Genomic DNA, 16507 nt, shown 5'->3' on the forward strand with positions numbered 1-16507 from the left:
ACTAAAAATGGATTTATTAGCAAAAACAAGACGAATTAACCGTATGTTACAAAAATCAGCGGGTCATGCCGTTAACTTTAATGAGATGGCGAATGTACTAAGCGATGTAATCGACGCCAATATTTTTGTACTAAGCAGAAAAGGTAAATTGCTTGGCTATGCAATTGCCCAAGAGATTGACAATGATCGTATCCGTAAAATGCTGGAGGAGCGCCGCTTCCCAGAAGAATATAGCAACGGTTTGTTAAAAGTTGAAGAAACATCTGCAAACCTGGATGTAAACAGCCCACACTCTGCTTTCCCTAGTGAAATGAAAGAAGTGTTCCGCACTGGTTACACTACCATCGTGCCAATCATGGGTGGCGGAGATCGTCTAGGTACATTGATCTTGGCTCGTGTGAACAATGAGTTTGTTGATGGTGACCTATTGCTGGCAGAAGTTGGAGCGACTGTAGTTGGTATGGAAATTCTGCGTGAGCGTGCAGAAGCTATTGAAGAAGAAGCTCGCAGTAAAGCAGTCGTACAAATGGCAATTGGATCCCTGTCTTACAGTGAGTTGGAAGCAGTAGAACATATCTTCCAAGAGCTAGATGGGAAAGAAGGCCTACTTGTAGCGTCGAAAATTGCCGATCGAGTAGGAATCACACGTTCGGTAATTGTAAATGCTCTTCGTAAATTGGAGAGTGCAGGTGTAATCGAATCTCGTTCACTTGGAATGAAAGGTACTTTCATTAAAGTCCTAAACGAGAAATTAACGCCTGAGTTAGAAAAATTAAAAACTCCATAAGAAACGATAAAGCTTGTATTAAAAGCTTTTTAAGAAAGGAAAGGGAGGTCTTAGGACCTCCCTTTCCATTTTTCTCTATAAATAGTCAAAATCTACATAGTTCATTTGTATTATTCACATTGTTAATAAGAAATTATCATTTTATGAATATGATAAAAAAGCATTATCTGAAACAGGGATTTTAACCTAATTGAGACTTTTGTAACATTTTTCCTAGACCTATTAAGATAGGGCTTTTATAGTAGAATAACGCATGGTATTATAGGAACGTATTCATTGTCGAACAAAATAGAATTTAGGGAAAATATGTCATTACTAGGAAAAAAGGAGGGGAGAGCAGAGTGATTCAAACCAAACAGTTACAGATGATGGAAAGATCGTTGGATGCAGCTATGGCAAGGCAAAAGGTAACTTCAAATAATATTGCAAATGTAGATACGCCCGAATTCAAGAGTAAACAGGTCGTGTTTGAAGGTATGCTGCTTGAAGCTCTAGAGGGAAAAACTGGTCAATTGGATGCATACCAGACGAACCAAAAGCATATACCATTTGTCTCAGGACTCGGGACTATCCCTCATGCCCGTATAGTAAGTAACAATCAGACAGCTATTCAAAATAACGGTAACAACGTAGACGTTGAGTACGAAATGAGCCAACAAGCCAAAAATACCATCTGGTACAATGGTCTGGTTCAAATGACTAATGGGTATTTTACAAAGATGAAGAGTGTTATCAATGGCGGGGGGAATTAGGTAGATTATGAATCTATTCCGAGGATTTGATAGTAGTGCTTCTGCCTTAACAGCAAATCGCTTCAGGCTCGACGTTATTGCATCTAACATTGCTAATGCAAATGTAACAAGAGCAAATAATGTAGATGGTGCTTGGCAACCGTACAAGCGTAAAATGGTGGAATTGTCTCCGAGAAGTGGAGATTCTTTTGACACATTGCTAGAAGCAGCTATAGGAAACGTAGCAGGAAAGCAACAAAATGGTGTTCGAGTTTCTTCGATTAAAGAAGATTCAACACCATTTAAACGTGTGTATAACCCTGATCATCCCGACTCCGATCAGGAAGGCTATGTATTAATGCCAAATGTTGATTTAACACGTGAGTTTGTAGATCTAATTTCAGCTTCCAGAGCCTATGAAGCAAACGTGACGGTGCTAAATGCTACAAAAGCTATGATGCAAAAGGCTTTTGAAATTAACGGAAAATAAGGGGGAGCGCAAGATGGAAATTAGTGGTTTAGGTTCTGTTATGAATACGCCTTCAACACAATTGGAACAGACCGCTTCTCCTGCTGAAGTAGCTCGTTCATTTTCAGAATTTATGACGAATGCATTGGAAAAGGTCGATCAAGCTCAGGTGGAATCATCTCAGTTGAATCAAAAGTATATGGCAGGTGAGATAACAGATATTCACAATGTTATGATATCCAGCCAAAAAGCAGCGGTCATGCTTCAAATGACGATGGAAGTTCGAAATAAGGCTGTAGAAGCTTATCAAGAAATAATGCGGATGCAGGTGTAAGATTTCATAGGGTTAGTAGCTCTTGTAGAGGTGAATCATGAACGAAAGATTATTGCTATATCGAGACAAAGTAAAAACCATGTGGGAAAAGCTCTCCAAAAAACAAAAAATGTTGTTTGGTGCATCCGTACTGTTTCTGATAATCTCGCTGGCGCTCTACCTGTATATTGCTTCGCGCCCGGTCTATGTAAACTTGTATGACCAGTTAAGTCAGAAAGAAGTCGGCGTGATCCGTGAAGAGCTGGAGGCACGTAAAATTGACTACCGCATCACAGGAAATGGAACAGGTATACAGGTTCCAGAAGTTGTTGCACAGGAAGTAGTCGTTGATTTAGCAGCAATGGGATTGCCAAAAGATGCAGGCATCAGTTCTGATATCTTCACAGGAAGCATGTTTGGTATGACAGATCGACAATTCGAAGTTATGCAAAAGGATGCCCTGCAACAGGAAATCAGAAATATACTTAAAAAAGTTGAAGGAGTCAGAGATGCAGAAGTTATTTTAACCATGCCAGAAGATACGCTCTTCGTCTCCGATCCGAATGAAAAAGCTACCGCATCCGTAATGGTAATTACGGAAATGGGTACAGATCTTACTGATAAACAAATTAAGTCCTTATATTATATTGTGTCACGATCAGTAAAGAATTTGCCACTCGAAAATATTACCATTTCAAATCAGAATTCTAATCTACTAGAAATGAAAGATGAAGATGACGGTACATCACTAACTTCATTTGAACAACAGGAAAAAATTCGCCAAGAAGTTGAAAAGAAAATCCAACTTAACCTGCAAAACATGCTCTCAACTATTATGGGACGTGACAAAGTAATCGTACATACTATGGTGAAAATGAACTTTGACAAGGTTAACCGTGTCGAAAACATGGTTCAACCTGTTGTAGATGATGAGGGCATTATTATAAGTTCTCAACAATTATCCAAAACATACTCTGGCACAGGAGCTACTCCGCCTGGTGGTATTGGTGGAACTGGTGATAATCAGGTTCCAAGTATGCAGTCAGCGGATGGCCAAGGTGGTAACAGTGAATACGAAGAGCTTACCAACACTGTAAATCGAGAAGTAAATCGAATTACACAAAATGTAATACAGAGCCCATATCAGATAGAAGATATTTCGATTAACGTTGGAGTAGAACCTCCAGATGGCGGTCAATTGGATCAGCCTACACTTGATAATATCGAGCAAATCATTGGGAATGTAGTACGTGTAACATTAAGCAATAAGAATATGTCAGAACAAGACATTAATAACCGTATATCTGTATTTGCGAAACCATTTTCAGGTAAAGCTGTTGTTGAAGAAACACCTTTCTTTACACCAACAATGATGATTGGAATTGGTGTACTTGCTTTACTTGCAGTTGGTGCGGCAGCCTATGCAATCATACGTCGTCGCAAGCAACAGGAAGAAGACGAAGAGTTATTAGAGGAATTCACACCTCCACAATCACTTATCATTCCTGATCTATCAATTGAAGATAATTCAGATGATGTTGTTGTTCGTAAACAACTTGAAAAATTAGCAAGAAGCAATCCAGACGAGTTCGTCGTCTTGCTTCGTACATGGTTAGCAGAAGACTAAGGAGTGAGTTAAGTGGCTCGTGCTGTAAAGGAATTAACGGGAAAACAAAAGGCAGCAATTTTGCTCATATCACTTGGTCCCGATGTCTCTGCACAAGTATTTAAGCACTTACGTGAAGAAGAGATCGAACAGTTGACATTGGAAATAGCAAATGTACGTCGTGTAGATCATGAGGATAAGGGTAAAATTTTGTCGGAATTTCATCAGATTGCAGTTGCAAACGAGGTAATTGCTCAAGGTGGTATTACCTATGCGAAGGAAATTCTTGAAAAAGCATTAGGTGAAGACAAAGCGTTAGATATATTAAATCGATTGACTGCTAATTTGCAGGTTAGACCGTTTGACTTTGCCCGTAAAGCAGATCCAAGTCAAATCCTTAACTTCATTCAAAATGAGCACTCTCAAACGATTGCCCTTGTCTTGGCATATCTTGAGCCTCAGCAAGCATCGATGATCTTGTCCTCTCTTTCACAAGATAGACAAGCAGATGTAGCTAAAAGGGTAGCACTGATGGATAGTACTTCTCCAGAGGTGATTTCACAGGTTGAAAACGTACTTGAACAAAAATTGTCAGCTACTGTTACTCAAGATTACACCCAAGCAGGCGGTATTGAATCAATTGTAAATATTTTAAATGGTGTTGATAGAAGTACAGAGCGCACCATCCTTGATTCTCTAGAGATTCAAGACCCTGAGCTAGCAGAAGAAATTAAAAAACGCATGTTTGTTTTCGAAGATATTTCACTTTTGGACAACCGTTACATTCAACGTGTCATCCGCGATGTAGACAACAACGATCTACAGCTTGCACTGAAGGTAGCAAGCGAAGAAGTGAGAGAAACAGTTTTCCGCAACATGTCAAAACGGATGGCAGATACTTTCAAAGAAGAAATGGAATTCATGGGACCGGTCAGATTGCGTGACGTTGAAGAAGCGCAATCCCGAATTGTGGCTACAATTCGTCGCTTAGAGGAGGCTGGTGAAATCATCATCGCCCGCGGCGGAGGAGATGATATCATTGTCTAGGATTCTAAAGGCAGACCGATTTGTCCAATCATCTGATAAGTTTCTTTTAGAAGTTACTAAAACTGTTGTAGCAAAACATAAGACGATAGAACCTGAAGAGATGTTTCAAGAATGCGAAGATCAAACTGTAATGGAAGCAAATGAAGAAGCTGAAGCAATCATCCGTGATGCTCAGGAGTTAGCGCAGACTATTCTAGCTGATGCTTCCAGACATGCTGAAGAAAAGCGTGAGCAGGTTAAGCAGCAGATTGCTGCTTGGTGGGATGAGAAATCTCAGGAAGCAGAGATGATGGCTGCAAAAAGCTATGAAAAGGCTCATGAAGAAGGGTATGCCTTGGGAAAAAATGAAGGCTACCAGGATGCAATAAAAGAAGAAGAACACCATGTGGAAGAGGCGAAGGCACTGTTAGTACATGCTCATCAAATAAAAGAGCAGATTATTGCAGAATCAGAGCCTTTTCTCGTGGAATTAAGTACAGAGATTAGTAAAAAAATTATTCAACAAGAATTACAGCTTTCTCCAGAGAAGATTTTGGAGATTGTCAAACAGGCTCTGAGAAGCTCACGTGCTTCAGGCCAGGTAACTATTGCTGTAAATCATAAATTTTACACTATTGTTGAAGAACAAAGAGAAGAGTTGCTTTCTCTTTTTGATGGACAGGTGGAATTAATTATTTACCCTGATTATTCCATTGCCGATGAAGGTTGTGTCATACGAACGCCATTTGGAAGCGTTGATGCAAAAGTAGATACGCAGCTAAATGAGATTAGACAGACCTTACTTGAAATCGCACAGGGAAGTGAATTAGCGTGATAACCCTGGATACAGCAAAATACCTCACTACATTGCGAAACGTTAATCCACATCGGATTAATGGAAAGGTAATGCAAGTGGTCGGACTAACTGTGGAGTCACAGGGGCCAGAAGCGAAGTTGGGTGAGGTATGCTTGATTGAGTCACCACATCATAATGAGCCTATCATGGCGGAGGTCGTTGGCTTTCGGGACAATCGAGTATTGTTAATGCCACTAGGTGATCTTTCCCACATCGGGCCAGGTTGTGATGTTGTTGCTACCGGACAACCTTTATCAGTAAAAGTAGGACCCGAAATATTGGGTAGTATCCTAGATGGGTTAGGGCGGCCATTAACCAATGAACGTCTCCCTTATGGGCTTACTACTTATCCAACAAACAATCCACCTCCTAACCCGCTTATACGGCCTCGTATTAACGAACCGCTTAGCCTGGGGGTAAGAGCGATTGATGGGTTGCTTACAATCGGCAAGGGGCAGCGTGTTGGTATTTTTGCCGGATCAGGTGTAGGGAAAAGTACACTAATGAGCATGATTGCCCGCAATACGACAGCTGATATTAATGTCATTGCTCTTATAGGTGAACGAGGTCGTGAGGTCCGGGATTTCATCGAGAGAGATTTAGGCGAAGAGGGACTGAAAAGATCAGTTGTAGTAGTAGCCACATCAGACCAGCCTGCGATGATCAGAATAAAAGGCGCAATGATTGCAACATCCATAGCGGAATACTTCCGAGATCGTGGGAAAAATGTCATGTTGATGATGGATTCAGTTACTAGGTTCGCCATGGCTCAACGTGAAGTGGGACTAGCGGTAGGTGAACCACCTGCAACGCGGGGTTATACCCCTTCTGTATTTGCTCTTTTGCCCAAATTATTGGAGCGATCAGGAACTTCTGAAAAGGGGAGTATCACAGCTCTGTACACGGTGCTTGTAGATTCTGATGATATGAACGATCCGATTGCTGATGCCGTGCGAGGTATCCTGGACGGTCATATCGTACTAGATCGTAAAATCGCGCAAAGAGGACATTTTCCTGCCATAGATATATTGCAAAGTGTGAGCCGGGTCATGAATGAAATTACAACTTCTCAGCATATGCACGCTGCACGGGAATTAAAACGTCATATGGCAACCTATAAGGAAGCAGAAGATCTCATTAACATTGGTGCTTACAAGATGGGAAGCAATCGAGATATTGATGCAGCTATTCGGTATCGTGATGTCATTCGAGATTTTACTGCGCAAGGAACTCATGAACCATCTGAGATCAATTCAACGGTACAGGCATTACTAGCGCATTTTGGGGGAGTGATGTAAGTGAAATCGTTCCGCTTTCATCTACAACGTGTTCTTGATGTGAAGGAAAAAGAAAAAGAACAGGCTGAATGGGCATATGGACATTCCGTTCAAGTAAAACAGCAGGAAGAGGCTACCTTATACAAACTTGTTAATCGCAGGGAAGGAATGGCTGAAGCACTGGTTGATATGCAGGGCGATTCTTGTAGTGCGGCCCAACTACTTGCTGTAACGAAATACCAGCAGGTTGTGGATAGACAAATTACTTCTCAAAAAGTAAAGATTATTGGTTGTGAAAAAGAAGTGCAACGTTGTCAAAATAAATTATATGGTCATATGCAAGAGACGAAGCTCTGGTCCACTTTAAGGGAGAAGGCTGAAATAAAACATCAAGAGTTTCAAATGCAGCTGGAACAAAAAGAAATGGATGAAATCGGAGTTCGACGCTACCATAGGCGAGTGAATCAGGGATGAAAGGAGGCTCATCTGTGGAAGAAGTCCAAGAAGAACGCGGGTATGGCAGATGGGAGTTCTTTTTCTATATCATCCTGATTCCAGCTTTATTTACTAGTTTATTGCTTGGAATTATCCTCAGCTTTTCTGGGTACGATGTCATCGGGGGAATCAAAGAAACGATTAATAAAATTCCCTTTATTGAGAAGGTAATAGATGATGGTCCAAATACAGCGACAAATCCTGTAGCCGATGAAAAAAATAAAGGTCTTCAAACGGAACAGGTGTTGGAGAAAAACAAGCAAGAAACAGCTAAGTTGGAAGAAGCGGTCAACGAAAAAGAAGCGACCATCCAGGCTTTGCAGACGCAAGTTAAAGAATTACAACGAACATCAGAGCAAAAGCGTGTGGATGAAGAAGAGCGACAAAAGCAGTTTCAAAGCCTAGCCAAGACATATGCTACTATGTCACCTAAGAACGCCGCTGCTATTTTAGAAAACCTGTCTAATGAGGAAGCTGTAGTGGTTTTAGCCAAAATGAAAACAGACGTACAGTCACAAATATTGGCAAAGATGGACCCTAAAAAAGCGGCCGATCTTTCCATCTTAATCAAAGATCAGCAGATTTCTAAAGATGATGATATCGCAGCACTTCAGCAGCGAGTTATTATCCTAACGAAGGCGTTAGGAGAAACAAGAGATACGAGCAAGGTTACTTCAGAGAAGCTGGTAGCGAGTTTTAACTCCATGAACACGATTGATGCAGCCAAAATTTTGTCAACACTGTATAAAACGAATACAGAGCGTGCTCTAAGTATTCTTAGTCAGATGGCAGATGGCAAACGTGGCGAGATATTGGGTGAAATCAGCAAAACTGATGCTGGGCTAGCTGCCCGCATTACCAATGCGTTGCCCCGTTAAAAGTTTTCCTTTTAACGTATACATAAAGCAACGAAATTGATTATAAGGGAGGTGATTGGATGAACGTGAATATGATGCCTATTTCATCAGTAACTACGGGTGCAGCACAACCAGGAGGCGTCACTCCTCCAGGTGTGCAGCAGATGACAGAAGGAACCGGATCGAATGGTTTTGCTATTCAGTTTGGTGCAGCATGGGCTTCGTTAGAATCGATGGATTTGATTCAACAAGAAGGTCTATCAGAAGAGGATCAATTGGCAATATTGGATTTGTTAGCAATGCTTCAACAAGTGCAAATTACCAAACCTGAGATTTCACTTGAGGAGCAGTTGCAACAATTGGTTGGAGAAGAGAGTACGATCGCTACCAATCAGGAAGGCAAAATCCTTATTCCATTACAACAGCCAGAGGGCAAACAACTTTTGCAACAGCTGTTCATCAAACAGGGTATGCCGGAAGAAGATGCTGGCAAATTAGTAGACTTAATTGGGAAAATGTCTTCGATTCCTTTGGATCAGACAAAAGGAAGCAATCGTGATTTTCTGAATCAGGTTGAAAAAAGCTTAGCTCAAATGGGAATTAATCTGACACATCTTAAAGAAAACGGCCAAGCAAAATCAACTCAGTCTACCATCGTACAAGCAGGAATGAACGGATATGCTGTCTCCTCTGCCTTACTTGAAAAACCACAAATGACAGTAAATCATGTTCAAACACCAGCATTTCAGTCTGCATTGATGAAGTACTCTCAAGAGGCAGGAATAGCTAAGCCACTTGCACAGGCAGCCAATCAGCATGTAAATGTAACGGTAGCATCTACAGAGCAGGCTAGTGAGATGCAAACAGCTTCACCATTGATTCAGGTTAATATGCCATCTACTTCTATCGTACAACCTACAGGGGCATCACAGACTCTGAACAGTTATCTAGTTGAAGCAGAAAAAATTCCTGAGCAAGTAACAAACCTCTTTGTCAGACAGTTAAAAATCGGGTCTGCGGAAGGTGTAACTGAAGCGAGAATTGTTCTTCATCCAGCAGATTTGGGAAAAGTTGATGTCAAAATCACTTCGCATAATGGTGTAATTACCGCACAGTTTGTTGCAGAAACCAAGCATGGAAAAGAAGCGTTGGAACAACAGCTTTCCCAGCTTCGTACAGCACTTGCTGGTCAAAACATTCAAGTGGACAAGATCGAAGTAAATCAGAACAATAGCTCTACCCCTTTCACGTTTGATCAAGGAAGAGAGCAAGCTGGACAGCAAGCAAGGGATCAGCGTAATCGTGATGACAAAAGCGAAGAATCAAGTGATTTGACCTTTGACACTCTACTGAATAATGAAACGGAGATTCGTGGGATAAGTACTGACAAATCAGTTGACTTCACCGCGTAGGATCAAGGGATGGTGATTGAAAGATGAATCAACCAATACGAGTAGGCAGTGCCTATTTTCCCACGAGAACAGTCGTACCACATGTTATTGATAAGCAAAAAACTGCTAACAATTCCTTTGAGCAGATTTTTGCAGAATCACTGCAGCAAGCAACTAATAAGCAGAAGGTATCGTCACTCTCATTTAGTCAACACGCATTGCAACGATTACAAGAAAGTAACATTACCTTGATGCCTGATGAAATCACCAGACTGGAAAACGGTGTGCAAAAAGCAAGACAAAAGGGAGCAAGAGAAACGCTCGTCTTAATGGATCAAGTAGCCTATGTCGTTAGTGTACCGAATCAAAAGGTGATTACCGCAGTCGAACAAGGTCGTATGAAGGATAGTGTCTTTACCAATATAGACAGTGCTGTATTTGTATAAATGGGCCGGACCTCACGAGAGGAAGCCTTAGAATTGCTGACTGATTGATGCAATTCATCGATTCAAATCCCAGGGAGGAAAAACAATGTTACGTTCCATGTATTCCGGAGTATCCGGTATGAAAGGCTTTCAGACAAAATTAGATATAATCGGTAACAACATTGCTAACGTTAACACGATTGGATTTAAGAAAAGTCGCGTGGTATTCCAAGACATCTTAAACCAGAAAATCGGAAGTGAATCTGCTGGTGGAGATGGACAAGGGGGTATTAATCCAAAGCAAGTTGGGTTGGGTGTAAATCTTGCTGCAATTGATACAATTCATTCAGCAGGTAGCCCAATGACTACTGGATTAACTTCTGACTTGTCAATTGAAGGCGATGGATTCTTTGTTGTAACGGATGGAGAAGACCAACAATTTTTAACACGTGCCGGGAATTTTACCAGAGATGTAAATGGATTTTTGGTAAATCCACAAGGCTTGTTCCTTGCAGATAGCGGTGGGGCACCTATTCAAGTCTCACGTGAAGAATTTGGCTCCTATTCAATCTCACCAACTGGTTCTGTAATCGGTATTCCTGCTGAAGGTGGAGAGCCAGAAGAAATTGCAGTAGTGGGTGTTACTGCGGTCTCTAATCCAGGAGGTCTTGAAAAACTAGGTGGCTCCCTGTACAAAGTAACAGTTGCAGCCAATCCAGATGGTGCTTTTGAAATTGTAGAACCAACTGCTGCTAACTCTAAAGTCATCTCCGGTCAACTAGAAATGTCTAATGTTGACTTGAGTGAAGAGTTTACAGAGATGATCGTTGCTCAACGTGGTTTCCAGGCTAATTCACGTATCATCACCACTTCTGACTCAGTGTTGGAAGAACTGATTAACTTGAAACGATAATATTTTTATGGAGCAAGAAGGGGATAGCATAGTTCCTATCCTCTTCACTGTTCCACACCAAGCTGGACAGTAGGATCTACATAACTATTACCATTTATTATGGAAGAGGAGATGTGAAGGCATTGATCCATCTCACACGATTTAATGGTAGCAAGATCTACCTGAATGCCATTCATATCGAGCTGGTTGAGGGAACCCCAGATACCGTCATTACCTTGACTACTGGCAAAAAGTATTTGGTCAAAGAATCGGTTGAGGAAATCATTGCACAGATGAAACGTTTTTATCAAGAATCTTACCTGGCAAAGACCATTGGGCAACCGAGTAAATCCAGTGAATAACGGGAGGCCAACATGTTTCAAAACAAATTGCTTAATATGGCACTTATTATGCTTATCGGTATTACCTTGCTGGGTGTAGCTGCATTTTTCTTGTGGATATACAAATTTGCACCTACACAACCCGCAAATTCTACTCAAGTTGTACAAGCACTAACCGCCAATGAAATGGTTGAGTTTTCAGTTGAGACTGGAGAGATCACCACCAATTTATTAACGAACAACTTTGTTGTGGTTCAATTTACGCTTACTACTGATGGCAAGTATGGTAAAGAAGAATTAGAAAAAAGAATGCCTCAAGTAAGACAGATCATCATTAAAACACTAGCTGGTCTCACTCTGGATGATTTAAAGGGAACAGAGGGGCTGAATAAATTAGAAGCTAAGGTTTTAAATGATATTAGCTCAATCATGCAAGATGGTAAGATCGTCTACGTATCCACCACGACATTGAAAAAGACATAGCAAGCGAGAGGATACATATGGGACGAGAGATACATAGCACAAAGGGAGGTGACCGCCATGGCCGAGGTACTTTCACAGAGTGAAATTGATGCGTTACTCGCTGCCCTTTCCTCAGGGGAAATGGACGCGAATGAGCTGAAGAAGGAAGACGCTGAAAAGAAGGTAAAAGTATACGACTTTAAACGAGCACTGCGCTTTTCCAAGGATCAAATCCGTGGACTTACTCGTATTCATGAAAACTATGCAAGGCTGTTAACCACCTATTTTTCAGCTCAGCTTCGGACCTTCGTGCAGATCAATGTCGCCTCTGTAGATCAATTACCGTACGACGAATTCATACGTTCTATTCCGAAGATGACGATTCTGAACGTTTTTAAAGCTCCACCTCTTGAAGGCAGGATGGTAATGGAGGTTAACCCCAATATTGCATACGCCATGCTGGATAGATTACTGGGTGGTCAGGGAATGATCCCCGATAAAATGGGAGCTTTAACTGAAATTGAGAACACGGTAATGGAAAGAGTTTTCAGCAAGGCATTGGATAGCTTTCATGAAGCTTGGAAACAAATCATTGAGTTTGATCCCTATCTTGAAGTGCTGGAGATGAATCCGCAGTTCATGCAAATTGTATCCCCGAACGAAATCGTAGCTGTTATTTCATTTAGTACGAAAATCGGTGATACGACAGGGATGATTAACCTTTGTCTACCTCACGTTGTTCTGGAACCGATCATGCCAAAACTATCTGGTCAATACTGGTTTGCTACAAACCAAAAAGAACGGAATGAAACGGAACAATTACTGTTACAAGAACAAATTAAGACAGCAAAGCTTCCGATTTGTGCAGAGCTAGGTACCAGCACGATTACAGTTCGAGAATTTTTGGGGCTAGTTCCAGGGGACGTAATACAGCTCGATAAAGTAATCGATTCCAAACTACAAATAAAAGTGGGAAGTCGACTCAAATTCCTTGCTCAACCAGGAACGTTGAAAGGCAAGGTTGCGGTTCAAATTGATGAAATAATTGAGGAGGGGGAGGAGCTTTATGAGTAGAGACATGTTGTCGCAAGAAGAAATCGACGCTTTGCTGAAAGCCAGCGACAACCTCTCCGAAGAACAAACGGATGAGGAAGCAAAGCCGGATGTGGATGGATTTTTATCCCCTTTTGAGCAGGATGCACTAGGAGAGATTGGTAATATCACGTTTGGAAGTGCTGCTACAGCATTATCAACCTTATTAAATCAAAAGGTTGATATTACGACGCCAACAGTAACCATTGTAAAAAGAAGTGAATTGGTTGATGAATTCCCTCGTCCACATGTGGCTGTACATGTAGAATATACGGATGGATTTCAGGGAATCAACATGCTAGTTATCAAAGTCTCTGATGCATCAGTAATAGCAGACTTAATGATGGGCGGAGACGGAAGAGACGGTAATCTGGAATTATCTGAGATGCATTTAAGTGCCGTTCAAGAAGCAATGAACCAGATGATGGGTTCAGCGGCAACCTCGATGTCAACGATCTTCAATCAATTGGTAAATATTTCGCCTCCAGGTATCGATATGCTTGATTTACAAACTGGTCAAGGCGAAGAAGGCTTACCATCTGGAGAAGAGCTGGTAAAAATCTCTTTCCAAATTAAAGTGGGTGACAAAGGGGAGTTGATTGACTCTTCTATCATGCAATTATTGCCGATCGATTTTGCTAAGCAAATGATTAGTCGATTAACAGGATCGGATCAAGCGGTAGAAGAATTAGCTGCCAGTGTAGTCGCACCTGAGCCAATAGCAGCACCTCCATCTCAACCGGAAGCAAGCTATTATCCGCCAGAGAATAGCGTTGATGTTCCTGCTGCTCCCTATCAACAAAGTGCGCAGCCATACGTTCAGCCACCAGTTCAGCAAGCTCCACAGCCAAACTATGGTATGCCGATGAGTGCACCAACTGGTTATGAACAACCGCCATACGGATATCCACCGCAACAACCATATGGTTATCCAGGTCATGTTCCATATCCACACGGGTATTACCAACAACCAACGCAACCAAACATGGGGCATGTGCAACCACAGGCGAATGTGAAGCCTGCGCAATTTGCAGCTTTCCAAACACCTGCTTCCAGTGGAATAGATGATCAAAACCTAGGCCTGCTGTTAGATATACCGTTACAGGTAACAGTTGAACTAGGTAGAACGAAGAAGCTTATCAAGGATATTTTAGATTTATCTGCTGGTTCTATTATCCAACTGGATAAATTAGCAGGTGAACCTGTTGATATCTTGGTTAACAACAAGCTGATTGCAAAAGGTGAAGTTGTTGTTATCGATGAGAATTTTGGTGTTCGTGTAACAGATATTATTAGTCAGTGGGATCGAGTACAAAAGTTACAATAAAGTAGAGAGTTTTCGAGGAGGAACTATCCATGTCCAACAAAGTTTTAATCGTAGATGACGCCGCATTTATGCGCATGATGATTAAGGAGATCCTGAGCAAAAACGGGTTTACCGTTGTCGGCGAGGCGAGTGATGGTGCTCAGGCAATTGAGAAATACAAGGAATTGGGACCAGACCTAGTAACCATGGATATCACCATGCCGGAGATGGACGGAATCGCTGCCTTGAAAGAAATTCGTAAGATCGATCCAAGTGCTCGTGTAATTATGTGTTCTGCAATGGGGCAACAGTCGATGGTTATTGATGCTATCCAAGCAGGCGCAAAAGACTTCATCGTAAAACCATTCCAAGCTGACCGCGTTATTGAAGCGATCAAAAAGACACTGAGCTAGTCGGATGAAATGGTTCACACGCTGTACAGTGCTGGTTACATGCATTTTGAGTTGTTTGTTCCTTGTTCAAAGAGAACAAGTCGTATTTGCAAATGCGCAGACCTCTCCTGGGTCAGCGTATGATTGGTTACAACCGGAAGGGACGGGAACGCAAACGGACCCGGCAGGGGAGAAGAATGAAGCACCACTTCCGGAGAGCCCAAGTATCGCTAGCTTTTTAATTCAGACTTTCTTTTCCTTGGCAGTTGTGGTCGCTCTTATTGTGCTCCTGTTAAAGTGGTTGGGCAAAAAACAGACGGGGGGCTTTCGTGAAAATGGTCCTTTTCGTTCGTTGGGTGGTTTTCCATTAGGGAACGGTAAGTCATTGCAACTAGTCATGATAGGAGACCATCTTTACATAATTGGGGTAGGCGATAGTGTTCAAATGATCCGTCATATCCCTCCAGGTGATGAATTGGACGTCATTCCAGGTGATGAATTGGACGTCATTCTAGTTGATATGGAATCAAGGAAACCATCAACAGAATGGTCCTGGAGTAAGCTGAATAGTTTGCTGCCTTCTAAAAACAAATTCCAGGCTGAAGAACAGGATCAGCAGGATGCATCTTTTGGTGAGATGCTGGAGCAACAGTGGCGGGAGGTTTCTGATCAAAAGTCCACGCAGGAACCTTGGAATCAAAACCGTCACAAAGGGGATTAATCATGAAACGAATGTTACACCTATTTATTTTCTGTGTGCTATTTCTCGGTCTGTTTTCACAAGCGGGCATTGTAGAAGCAAGCCCTACGTCTGGTGGATTTTTACCACAAATTCCTCAAGTAGAACTGAAAATTGGTGGAGATGCGGATACTCCTGAGTCTACGACTACTACCATGCAGTTATTGCTTATTTTCACAGTATTATCAATAGCACCAGCTATTTTGATTCTTATGACCTGTTTTACCAGGATAATCGTGGTTCTGTCATTCGTTAGGACTTCACTAGCTACCCAGCAGATGCCACCTAACCAGGTTTTGGTTGGGATAGCTTTATTTTTAACATTCTTTATCATGGCACCCACATTACAGACAATCAATGATAATGCCGTTCAACCATTCATGCAGGGGAAATTGTCACAAGAACAGGCTCTGACTGAGGCAATAACACCACTCAAATCTTTTATGCTGAAACAGACGAGACAGAAAGATCTTGCACTGTTCCTTGAATACTCTAGAGCTGAGAAACCAGCGAGTATTGAGGATGTTTCCCTGGTGGCTTTGGTTCCGGCATTTGCGATCAGTGAACTGAAAACAGCTTTCCAAATCGGGTTTATGCTTTTTATCCCGTTCTTGGTAATCGATATGATTGTAGCTAGTATCTTGATGGGTATGGGTATGATGATGCTACCGCCTGTCATGATTTCTCTTCCATTTAAAATTTTATTGTTTATTATGGTAGACGGCTGGTATCTGGTTATTAAGTCACTGTTCTTAAGCTTTTAGGAGGCCTGATATAACATGACATCCGATATGATTTTGCAGATTGCACAATCTTCGGTTTATACCATTTTGATTGTTTTGGCTCCAATTTTGGGAATCGCTCTTCTAGTGGGTCTTACGGTCAGTATATTTCAGGCCACGACACAGATACAGGAACAGACACTAGCCTTCATACCGAAGATTGTGGCAGTTTTTATCTCCCTTCTTATCTTTGGACCATGGATGCTTCAGACTGTCGTAGAGTTTACTACTAACATTATGAGTAATCTCTATCAATTCGTGGGGTAGG

21 protein-coding genes are annotated in these 16507 nt (G+C 41.7%); all 21 read left to right on the forward strand.

Annotated elements, in window-relative coordinates; translation table 11 throughout:
* Nucleotides 1-7 precede the first annotated feature (7 nt).
* The 21 genes from codY (at nt 8) to fliQ (ending at nt 16506) form a co-directional block, all read left to right on the forward strand.
* On the forward strand, nt 8-787 hold the full coding sequence (gene codY, locus LM917_RS08275) for a GTP-sensing pleiotropic transcriptional regulator CodY (protein ID WP_232697026.1): 780 nt from the start codon (nt 8-10) through the stop codon (nt 785-787).
* A 341-nt stretch (nt 788-1128) separates the two neighbouring features.
* Complete coding sequence (gene flgB / locus LM917_RS08280) at nt 1129-1539, forward strand: flagellar basal body rod protein FlgB (RefSeq protein ID WP_232697027.1); 411 nt, start codon at nt 1129-1131, stop codon at nt 1537-1539.
* Nucleotides 1540-1546: 7 nt separating this feature from the next.
* Nucleotides 1547-2008, forward strand: coding sequence for a flagellar basal body rod protein FlgC (flgC, locus tag LM917_RS08285; RefSeq protein WP_232697028.1), 462 nt, complete (start codon nt 1547-1549; stop codon nt 2006-2008).
* Nucleotides 2009-2021: 13 nt separating this feature from the next.
* Nucleotides 2022-2321, forward strand: coding sequence for a flagellar hook-basal body complex protein FliE (gene fliE, locus LM917_RS08290; RefSeq protein WP_232697029.1), 300 nt, complete (start codon nt 2022-2024; stop codon nt 2319-2321).
* Nucleotides 2322-2358: 37 nt separating this feature from the next.
* Nucleotides 2359-3927 carry a flagellar basal-body MS-ring/collar protein FliF gene (gene fliF, locus LM917_RS08295; RefSeq protein ID WP_232697030.1) on the forward strand — a complete coding sequence of 523 codons (1569 nt, stop codon included), beginning with the start codon at nt 2359-2361 and terminating at the stop codon, nt 3925-3927.
* Between the two features lie 12 nt (nt 3928-3939).
* Nucleotides 3940-4953: a flagellar motor switch protein FliG gene (gene fliG / locus LM917_RS08300; RefSeq protein ID WP_232697031.1), complete on the forward strand. Its 1014-nt coding sequence runs from the start codon at nt 3940-3942 to the stop codon at nt 4951-4953.
* Entirely contained in the window at nt 4937-5767 is an 831-nt protein-coding gene (locus LM917_RS08305) for a FliH/SctL family protein (RefSeq protein WP_232697032.1), read from the forward strand. The genes fliG and LM917_RS08305 overlap by 17 nt, the downstream gene beginning before the upstream one ends.
* Nucleotides 5764-7086 (forward strand): flagellar protein export ATPase FliI, encoded by a 1323-nt coding sequence (gene fliI / locus LM917_RS08310; protein WP_232697033.1) that lies wholly within the window; start codon nt 5764-5766, stop codon nt 7084-7086. Before LM917_RS08305 ends, fliI begins: the two co-directional genes overlap by 4 nt.
* The gene (gene fliJ / locus LM917_RS08315; RefSeq protein WP_232697034.1) at nt 7087-7539 is read left to right on the forward strand and encodes a flagellar export protein FliJ; all 453 of its coding nucleotides are present in this window, start codon (nt 7087-7089) and stop codon (nt 7537-7539) included.
* A gap of 14 nt (nt 7540-7553) precedes the next feature.
* Complete coding sequence (locus tag LM917_RS08320) at nt 7554-8438, forward strand: MotE family protein (RefSeq protein ID WP_232697035.1); 885 nt, start codon at nt 7554-7556, stop codon at nt 8436-8438.
* 59 nt (nt 8439-8497) lie between these two features.
* On the forward strand, nt 8498-9829 hold the full coding sequence (locus LM917_RS08325; RefSeq protein WP_232697036.1) for a flagellar hook-length control protein FliK: 1332 nt from the start codon (nt 8498-8500) through the stop codon (nt 9827-9829).
* A gap of 23 nt (nt 9830-9852) precedes the next feature.
* A complete protein-coding gene (locus LM917_RS08330; protein ID WP_232697037.1) occupies nt 9853-10254 on the forward strand; it encodes a TIGR02530 family flagellar biosynthesis protein in 402 nt (133 codons plus the stop codon).
* Nucleotides 10255-10339: 85 nt separating this feature from the next.
* Nucleotides 10340-11146 (forward strand): flagellar hook-basal body complex protein, encoded by an 807-nt coding sequence (locus LM917_RS08335; RefSeq protein ID WP_232697038.1) that lies wholly within the window; start codon nt 10340-10342, stop codon nt 11144-11146.
* Nucleotides 11147-11268: 122 nt separating this feature from the next.
* Nucleotides 11269-11487, forward strand: coding sequence for a flagellar FlbD family protein (locus tag LM917_RS08340; RefSeq protein WP_232697039.1), 219 nt, complete (start codon nt 11269-11271; stop codon nt 11485-11487).
* A gap of 12 nt (nt 11488-11499) precedes the next feature.
* Nucleotides 11500-11949, forward strand: coding sequence for a flagellar basal body-associated FliL family protein (locus LM917_RS08345; protein ID WP_232697040.1), 450 nt, complete (start codon nt 11500-11502; stop codon nt 11947-11949).
* A gap of 57 nt (nt 11950-12006) precedes the next feature.
* Nucleotides 12007-13002, forward strand: coding sequence for a flagellar motor switch protein FliM (gene fliM, locus LM917_RS08350; protein ID WP_232697041.1), 996 nt, complete (start codon nt 12007-12009; stop codon nt 13000-13002).
* Nucleotides 12995-14347 carry a flagellar motor switch phosphatase FliY gene (fliY, locus tag LM917_RS08355; RefSeq protein ID WP_232697042.1) on the forward strand — a complete coding sequence of 451 codons (1353 nt, stop codon included), beginning with the start codon at nt 12995-12997 and terminating at the stop codon, nt 14345-14347. Before fliM ends, fliY begins: the two co-directional genes overlap by 8 nt.
* Before the next feature lie 29 nt (nt 14348-14376).
* Nucleotides 14377-14739: a response regulator gene (locus tag LM917_RS08360; RefSeq protein ID WP_232697043.1), complete on the forward strand. Its 363-nt coding sequence runs from the start codon at nt 14377-14379 to the stop codon at nt 14737-14739.
* Nucleotides 14740-14743: 4 nt separating this feature from the next.
* Nucleotides 14744-15439, forward strand: coding sequence for a flagellar biosynthetic protein FliO (locus LM917_RS08365; RefSeq protein WP_232697044.1), 696 nt, complete (start codon nt 14744-14746; stop codon nt 15437-15439).
* 2 nt (nt 15440-15441) lie between these two features.
* Nucleotides 15442-16221 carry a flagellar type III secretion system pore protein FliP gene (fliP, locus tag LM917_RS08370; RefSeq protein ID WP_373688769.1) on the forward strand — a complete coding sequence of 260 codons (780 nt, stop codon included), beginning with the start codon at nt 15442-15444 and terminating at the stop codon, nt 16219-16221.
* A 15-nt stretch (nt 16222-16236) separates the two neighbouring features.
* A complete protein-coding gene (gene fliQ, locus LM917_RS08375) occupies nt 16237-16506 on the forward strand; it encodes a flagellar biosynthesis protein FliQ (protein ID WP_232697045.1) in 270 nt (89 codons plus the stop codon).
* Nucleotide 16507 lies beyond the last annotated feature (1 nt).

Source organism: Brevibacillus daliensis, assembly GCF_021245735.1.
In the GTDB taxonomy this organism is placed as follows: domain Bacteria; phylum Bacillota; class Bacilli; order Brevibacillales; family Brevibacillaceae; genus Brevibacillus_B; species Brevibacillus_B daliensis.

Bases quoted from the DNA above. Each gene is read 5' to 3' on its own strand.
- LM917_RS08365 (WP_232697044.1), top strand. From the start codon at position 14,744: ATGAAATGGTTCACACGCTGTACAGTGCTGGTTACATGCATTTTGAGT.
- codY (WP_232697026.1), top strand. From the start codon at position 8: ATGGATTTATTAGCAAAAACAAGACGAATTAACCGTATGTTACAAAAA.
- fliM (WP_232697041.1), top strand. From the start codon at position 12,007: ATGGCCGAGGTACTTTCACAGAGTGAAATTGATGCGTTACTCGCTGCC.
- LM917_RS08360 (WP_232697043.1), top strand. From the start codon at position 14,377: ATGTCCAACAAAGTTTTAATCGTAGATGACGCCGCATTTATGCGCATG.
- flgC (WP_232697028.1), top strand. From the start codon at position 1,547: ATGAATCTATTCCGAGGATTTGATAGTAGTGCTTCTGCCTTAACAGCA.
- fliY (WP_232697042.1), top strand. From the start codon at position 12,995: ATGAGTAGAGACATGTTGTCGCAAGAAGAAATCGACGCTTTGCTGAAA.
- fliE (WP_232697029.1), top strand. From the start codon at position 2,022: ATGGAAATTAGTGGTTTAGGTTCTGTTATGAATACGCCTTCAACACAA.
- LM917_RS08345 (WP_232697040.1), top strand. From the start codon at position 11,500: ATGTTTCAAAACAAATTGCTTAATATGGCACTTATTATGCTTATCGGT.
- fliQ (WP_232697045.1), top strand. From the start codon at position 16,237: ATGACATCCGATATGATTTTGCAGATTGCACAATCTTCGGTTTATACC.
- LM917_RS08335 (WP_232697038.1), top strand. From the start codon at position 10,340: ATGTTACGTTCCATGTATTCCGGAGTATCCGGTATGAAAGGCTTTCAG.
- fliF (WP_232697030.1), top strand. From the start codon at position 2,359: ATGAACGAAAGATTATTGCTATATCGAGACAAAGTAAAAACCATGTGG.
- fliP (WP_373688769.1), top strand. From the start codon at position 15,442: ATGAAACGAATGTTACACCTATTTATTTTCTGTGTGCTATTTCTCGGT.
- LM917_RS08325 (WP_232697036.1), top strand. From the start codon at position 8,498: ATGAACGTGAATATGATGCCTATTTCATCAGTAACTACGGGTGCAGCA.
- LM917_RS08330 (WP_232697037.1), top strand. From the start codon at position 9,853: ATGAATCAACCAATACGAGTAGGCAGTGCCTATTTTCCCACGAGAACA.
- LM917_RS08305 (WP_232697032.1), top strand. From the start codon at position 4,937: ATGATATCATTGTCTAGGATTCTAAAGGCAGACCGATTTGTCCAATCA.